The 7,647-nt window shown below is 48.0% G+C and carries 5 protein-coding genes and 1 pseudogene; all 6 read left to right on the forward strand.

Going from position 1 to position 7,647, the window contains the following annotated elements; translation table 11 throughout:
* Positions 1-594 (forward strand): annotated as a pseudogene (locus tag B3O33_RS10770) (nodulation protein NfeD); the annotation flags it as partial.
* A gap of 42 nt (positions 595-636) precedes the next feature.
* Entirely contained in the window at positions 637-1,296 is a 660-nt protein-coding gene (locus B3O33_RS10775; protein WP_292363569.1) for an NfeD family protein, read from the forward strand.
* 5 nt (positions 1,297-1,301) lie between these two features.
* A complete protein-coding gene (locus B3O33_RS10780; protein ID WP_292362273.1) occupies positions 1,302-2,054 on the forward strand; it encodes a slipin family protein in 753 nt (250 codons plus the stop codon).
* A gap of 256 nt (positions 2,055-2,310) precedes the next feature.
* Complete coding sequence (metH, locus tag B3O33_RS10785) at positions 2,311-6,009, forward strand: methionine synthase (protein ID WP_292362275.1); 3,699 nt, start codon at positions 2,311-2,313, stop codon at positions 6,007-6,009.
* A 68-nt stretch (positions 6,010-6,077) separates the two neighbouring features.
* Positions 6,078-6,281: a SlyX family protein gene (locus tag B3O33_RS10790; protein WP_292362276.1), complete on the forward strand. Its 204-nt coding sequence runs from the start codon at positions 6,078-6,080 to the stop codon at positions 6,279-6,281.
* Between the two features lie 15 nt (positions 6,282-6,296).
* On the forward strand, positions 6,297-7,647 hold a 1,351-nt coding region (locus tag B3O33_RS10795), incomplete at its 3' end, for a tRNA(Met) cytidine acetyltransferase TmcA domain-containing protein (protein WP_292363570.1).

Consider the following 7,647-nt stretch of genomic DNA (forward strand, 5'->3'; position numbering starts at 1 on the left):
TTTTGTTGTCTGTTGTTTGTGCAGAAACCTGCCTATGCCGCAGATAAAGTCTGGACCATGACCATTCAGAGCGCAATCAGTCCTGCAACAGCTGATTTTTTTATCAGTACGCTGCGTAAGGCTGAAAAAGAAAATGTCCGGTTGCTGGTTTTACAATTGGATACACCGGGCGGTTTGGATCCTTCCATGCGCGACATCATCAAAGCCATTCTGTCTGCCAGAATCCCCGTTGCCACCTATGTTTCTCCTTCCGGTTCAAGAGCTGCAAGTGCAGGCACGTATATTCTCTATGCCAGCCATATTGCCGCGATGGCTCCAGCAACCAATGTCGGGTCTTCCACTCCGGTAAAAATGCAGCCAGGCGGTATCACTCCTGATTTTGACAAAGATAAGCCTAAAGAAAACACCCCCGATGCCATGGATAAGAAAATGCTGAATGATGCGGTGGCCTATATCCGTGGTTTGGCGGAACTTCGTGGCCGTAATGCGGATTGGGCCGAAGAAACCGTACGTGAAGCTGCCAACCTCAGTGCCACAGATGCTCTTGAAAATGGGGTAATCGATATAGTGGAAAAAGATCTGCAACAGCTTTGACAGAGCTTGAATGGCAGAGAGGTGATACTGGAAAGTGGCAATGTGACCCTGCAGCTGGACAATATCGAATTGACAGAAATCGAAGCGGGATGGCGCTATGAATTATTAAATCTGATTACCAATCCTAATGTCGCCTACATATTGCTGATGATAGGTATTTACGGATTGATTCTGGAGTTTTACAACCCGGGTATGGGCGTTGCCGGTGTTGTCGGAATCATTTGCCTGTTGCTGGCAGCGTTTGCTCTGCATATGTTGCCGATTAATTATGCCGGGCTGGCCTTATTGATTGTGGGTATTGGTTTGATGATGGGGGAGGCATTCAGTCCGTCATTCGGGATTTTGGGGATCGGAGGATTACTGGCCTTTGTTTATGGCTCGATTATGTTGATGGATAGTGAGTTACCGGCATATCAGATTTCCATGCCGTTAATCGCTGCGCTGGCTGTGATGTCGTTTGCCATTTTTGTTTTTGTTATCGGTGCTGCTTTGCGTGCCCGAAAAACAATGGTGGTCAGTGGACAAGAGGCTATCATCGGCGCGCAGGCAGAGGCGCGGGAAGATTTTACCGGCCATGGAAAAGTTTATGCGATGGGCGAGCAGTGGCAAGCTTTCAGTCAGGAACCGGTGACCAGGGGCGAGGTATTGCGGATAGTTGCACGTGATGGACTTGTCCTACACGTAGAAGCCATTAAGGAGTAATGAGCATGCAAACGTTTATTCTTGTAATTGTATTCATCATTGTTGCGCTGATCCTCAGTACTTTCAGGGTGCTGCGGGAATATGAGCGTGGTGTTATCTTTTTGCTGGGGCGTTTTTACAAGGTGAAAGGCCCCGGGTTGATTGTTGTCATTCCGTTTATTCAGCAGATGGTCAAAGTGGATTTGCGAACGCTGGTGCTGGATGTGCCATCACAGGATCTGATTACCCGTGACAATGTTTCTGTCAATGTGAATGCCGTATTGTATTTCCGGGTGGTTGATCCGCAGAAAGCCATTATTAATGTGGAAAACTATATGGATGCTACCGGTCAGCTGGCCCAGACAACATTACGTTCCGTATTGGGGCAGCATGAACTGGATGAGTTGCTGGCGGAAAGGGATCGCCTGAACGATGATATACAGCATATTCTCGATCGGCAGAGCGATCAGTGGGGTATCAAGGTCTCCAATGTTGAAATCAAGCATGTGGATATCGATGAGAGCATGATTCGGGCGATTGCCAAGCAAGCCGAGGCGGAACGTGAACGTCGAGCCAAGGTTATCCATGCCGACGGGGAATTTCAGGCTTCAGGCAAGTTGGTAGAAGCAGCCGAACAACTGGCTCGACAGCCTACGGCAATCCAGCTGCGCTACTTGCAGACCTTGACCGAAATTGCCGGAGATAAGAGTTCAACGATTGTTTTCCCTGTCCCTTCTCAGCTATTGGATAGTTTGCATAAAATGATGAGTAAGGAATAAAACAGTGCACCAGACCCCTAATATTTAGTTTTCATTTTCTGATAGCAGCAGAGTCATTTTTATGACTCTTCTGCCATGTTCAGCAGAAAAGCTGAACATGGCAGAAGGGCCGGCATGTTCTGTTATAATCAGGTGTTTTTTTAACCAGAGTCCGCTTGTCTTTTATTGCCACCACTGCTGGAAGCTTAATTTTAATTCAATGCTGCGGGGGTGGAAAGATAAACAGATCCTTTAACAGCCTGACAGGAAAACCGTTTTGACCACAGCTTCTCATCAAATTCGCAGTCTGCTTGAACACAAGATCCTGGTTCTGGATGGTGGCATGGGTACCATGCTGCAAAGTTACAAATTGAGCGAGGCAGATTTCCGCGGAGAACGCTTTGCCAATCATCCCTGTGATGTGAAAGGCAACAACGATTTACTGTCATTGACCCAGCCGCAAATCATTCGCGATATTCATCGGGCTTATTTTGAAGCCGGTGCCGATATTGTCGAAACCAACACCTTTAATGGTACCTCGATTGCGATGGCGGATTACCAGATGGAAGATCTGGTTTATGAACTGAATAAAGTCTCTGCCCAGCTGGCCCGTGAAGTGGCCGATGAATTTACGGCCAGCAACCCCGATAAACCGCGTTTTGTCACGGGTGTTTTAGGCCCTACCAATAGAACTGCCAGTATTTCCCCGGATGTAAATAATCCCGGTTTTCGTAACGTCAATTTTGATCAGCTGGTCGAAGCCTATCTGGAAGCCATACGTGGTCTGGTCGACGGGGGCAGTGATCTGCTGCTGGTGGAAACGGTATTTGATACCTTGAATGCCAAGGCTGCCGTATTTGCTATCGAACAGTATTTTGAACAGCATGATGTGCATTTGCCGGTGATGATTTCTGGCACTATTACCGATGCCAGTGGCCGTACACTTTCCGGGCAAACAGCCGAAGCCTTCTGGAATTCGTTGTCACATGTACAGCCGTTATCGATCGGTTTGAACTGTGCGTTAGGTGCGGAACAATTACGCCAGTACGTTGAAGAGTTGTCCAATATTTCCACCAGTTATGTCAGCGCGCATCCTAATGCCGGCCTGCCAAATGAATTTGGTGAATATGATGAATCACCTGAAGCCATGGCAATTCATATCAGGGAATGGGCAGAATCCGGGTTTTTAAACATCATTGGTGGGTGCTGTGGCACCACACCGGCACATATCAAAGCCATTGCCGAAGCCGTCGAGGGCGTTAAACCTCGTCAGCGAGTTGAAAACAAGCATTACTGCCGTCTGAGTGGTCTGGAGCCGTTAACCATTACTCCGGAAAGTCTGTTTGTGAATATTGGTGAACGCACCAATGTGACAGGGTCGCTGAGGTTTGCCAAACTGATCAAGGAAGGTGATTACGATACCGCGCTGGAAGTTGCCCGTCAGCAGGTGGAAAACGGTGCGCAGATTATCGATATCAATATGGATGAAGGCATGCTGGACTCGCAGGATGCGATGGTAACCTTCCTCAATCTGGTCGCAGCCGAACCTGATATCAGCCGGGTGCCGATCATGATTGACTCTTCCAAATGGGAAATCATTGAAGCCGGCCTCAAATGTATTCAGGGCAAAGGCATCGTCAACTCGATCAGTCTCAAGGAAGGTGAGGAAAAATTCATCGAACAGGCCAAGCTGGTACGCCGTTATGGCGCAGCAGTTATTGTTATGGCGTTTGATGAAGATGGTCAGGCCGACACCCGCGAACGTAAACGGGAAATCTGTACCCGCAGTTATGAAATCCTCACCGAAAAAGTGCATTTTCCAGCCGAAGATATCATCTTTGATCCGAATATTTTTGCCGTGGCTACCGGTATTGATGAGCATAACAATTATGCCGTCGATTTCATTGAAGCCACCCGTGATATCAAACAAAGCCTGCCCCATGCGATGATCAGCGGCGGCGTTTCCAATGTGTCGTTTTCGTTTCGTGGTAACAATCCGGTGCGTGAAGCGATTCATGCGGTGTTTTTGTATCACACCATTAAAGCCGGTATGGATATGGGTATCGTCAATGCCGGTCAGCTGGCGATTTATGATGATTTGCCAGAAGAATTACGTGAGCGGGTGGAAGACGTCATTTTAAACCGTCGTAATGATGCCACTGATCGTTTATTGGAGATCGCCGATAAATATAAAGGCGACGGCAGTGTCGAGAAAAAAGAAGATCTCGAGTGGCGCAGTCTGCCAGTGGTTAAACGGCTGGAATATGCGTTGGTTAAGGGGATCGCGGACTTTGTCGAAGAAGATACCGAGCTGGCTCGGCAGGAATATGCTAAACCGTTAGAGGTCATTGAAGGCCCGTTGATGGACGGCATGAATGTGGTCGGGGACTTGTTCGGCGAGGGCAAAATGTTTTTGCCTCAAGTCGTCAAATCCGCCCGGGTAATGAAAAAAGCTGTTGCCTATCTGATGCCCTTCATCGAACTGGAAAAAGACGACAGTACCGTCAGCAGCAGCAATGGCAAGATTTTAATGGCGACGGTGAAAGGCGATGTTCACGATATCGGTAAGAATATTGTCGGCGTGGTGTTGCAGTGCAATAACTTCGAGATCATTGATCTGGGCGTAATGGTTCCTGCTGCCACGATTCTGGAAACCGCACGTAAGGAAAATGTCGATATTATCGGCCTGTCAGGTTTAATTACGCCTTCACTGGAAGAAATGGCCCACATGGCAAAGGAAATGGAGCGGCTCGGTTTTGAAATCCCGCTAATGATTGGCGGTGCCACCACTTCGCTAATCCATACTGCCGTCAAGATTGATCCGAATTATCATGGTCCGGTGATCTATGTAAAAGATGCATCACGTGCGGTTGGCGTGGCACAGAATCTGGTCAGTAAAATCACCCGGGATGACTTTGTCGGCAAAATCAAAACGGATTATCAGGCCAAACGGGATCAGCATAAAGGTCGTAAATCCACGCGGCGTTTATTGACTTTGAAACAGGCCCGCGCCAATAAAACCAAAATTGACTGGCCAGCGTATCAAGCGGTCAAACCTTCTCAAACCGGTATTCAGGTATTTGATGATTATCCCTTGCAGGAGCTGGTGGAGCGCATCGACTGGACACCGTTTTTCCAGTCATGGGAATTGGCTGGCAGATACCCCCGTATTCTGACCGATGAAATTGTCGGTGAACATGCTACGCATTTGTTTGAAGATGCGAAAAAAATGCTCAAACAGATTGTTGATGAAAAGTGGCTGAAAGCACGCGCCGTAATTGGTCTGTTTCCTGCCAATAGTGTCGGCGATGACGATATTGAAATCTATACAGATGACAGCCGTCAGCGAGTATTGATGAAATTGCACTCTTTGCGCCAGCAAGCTGAAAAACCACCAGGTCGACCTAATGCCGCATTGGCAGATTTCCTCGCACCAAAAGATAGTGGCGTTGAGGATTATATCGGTGCGTTTGCTGTCACCGCTGGTATTGGCATTGACGAACATATTGAACGTTTTGAAGAAGATCATGATGACTATCACAGCATCATGTTGAAAGCGCTGGCCGATCGTCTGGCTGAAGCCTTTGCCGAGCGAATGCATGAGCGGGTTCGCAAGGAATTCTGGGGCTACAAGAAAGATGAACAACTGGACAATGAAGATCTGATTGATGAGAAGTATCAGGGTATACGTCCGGCCCCTGGTTACCCCGCCTGCCCGGATCATACTGAAAAAGGTCTGTTGTGGGATTTACTGGATGTGGAAAAACGTATCGGCATGACGCTGACCGAAAGTTTTGCCATGTTACCTACAGCAGCAGTCAGCGGCTTTTATTTTGCCCACCCCGAATCACGTTATTTCGGATTAGGCAAAATCAGCGAAGATCAGGTCAAGGATTATGCGAAGCGTAAAAACTGGACACTGGATTATGCCGAGCGCTGGTTAGCACCGGCGTTATCCTATGATGGGGATGACTGATGTCGGAAATCCACTATTGTTCTATGAACTTTGTAGTCGACTATCTATAAGAAAGGGGAGAGTTTGCTATGAATGAAGACATCGTAGATTTACAAACCCGTATGGCGTTTCAGGATGGGGTTATCGAACAGCTGAACCAGGTGGTTACTGATCAGCAACAACAAATTGATCGATTGGAACGTCGCCTGGAAAAACTGCTTGGTCAGGTGGAAGCGTTGCAAGCCGATCAATTAGTGCAACAAGCGGATGAGCCACCGCCACCTCATTATTAATTCAGCCCCGCACTCATGAAATTGAACAGGCCGCCAAGACGATGTTTACTGGTAAAGGGGGAGTGGGAACTATGCCATCAGACGGCAGAAGCCTTGCTGGCTGTATGGGGGGCAGCAACACATATCTGGCTCACGGATTCCTCACAAGTATCTGCCGATAAATATCTGCAAAAACAGGCCCGTCAATTTCTCGGCCGTGAATTTGATGTGGTGGTTTTTGATGCACTGCAGGAGTTTAATGCAGACAGTTTTGCCGCTATTGTTGGTACCATCCGTGCTGGCGGTATCCTGCTCATTCTGTTGCCAGAAAAAAATTTGGCCTCCAACTGGTATCAACGTTTTGAGCAGATTGTAGATCGTTATCTTGTGGAGTTTGCCGATTTTCATCAGTGGCTTCCCGGCCAGCTTTTGCCATCGGATTTTCGCCCCGAAAAATCGACAGAAACAAAATTTAAGCTGACAGCGGATCAACAAAATGCATTAAGTCTGGTGCATAAAACGGCATTTGGGCATCGTCGGCGTCCCTTATTAATTACTTCCGACAGAGGACGCGGGAAAACCGCTTTGCTCGGTGTGGCGGCGGCGGAATTAATACGCCAGGGTAAACAGAAAATCATCGTGACCGCACCCGGTTATGCGAGTGTCGATACCTTGTTTAAACATGCCAGCAGTGAATTAATCGATGCCCAATTAGGGCACGGACAATTATTCTGGAATGGCTGTGAAATTCAGTTTGTCGCACCTGATGCGTTACTTGAAAATGAGCTGGAAGCAGATGTGCTGCTGGTGGACGAGGCCGCCGCATTGACCTTGCCGATGCTTAAACAGATGTTACAGCGTTATTCACGCATCATTTTTGCGACGACTTTACATGGATATGAAGGCAGTGGGCGCGGCTTTAAACTGCAGTTTCAACAAATCCTCGATCTGCATACGCCCGACTGGCGACAGATTGAATTAACCCAACCGGTACGCTGGAATCCGGGGGATGCATTGGAACAGTTCAGTTTTGAATTATGTTTACTGGATGCTGAGCCGGTTGCCAAAGAATTAATTGTTGATCTCCAGATAAATCAGCTGCAGGTGAAAAAGCTGAGTGCCGATGCGTTATTACAGGACGAAGCCCTATTAAGACAGTGCTTTGGTTTGATGGTCACGGCACATTATCGAACCCGACCATCCGATCTGCAAATGCTATTGGATCGTGATGATATGTGGTTGTTGGGTGTGTTTAATCAACAGCAACTGGTTGCTACTGTCTGGTTGGTTGCCGAAGGTCCTATTAACCCAAGGTTGGCGGCGGCGGTATTTGCCGGAGAGCGTCGGCTGAACGGGCACCTGTTGCCACAAACGCTGCTGGCGCATT

The organism is Methylophaga sp. UBA1464, from assembly GCF_002325665.1.
Taxonomy (GTDB): domain Bacteria; phylum Pseudomonadota; class Gammaproteobacteria; order Nitrosococcales; family Methylophagaceae; genus Methylophaga.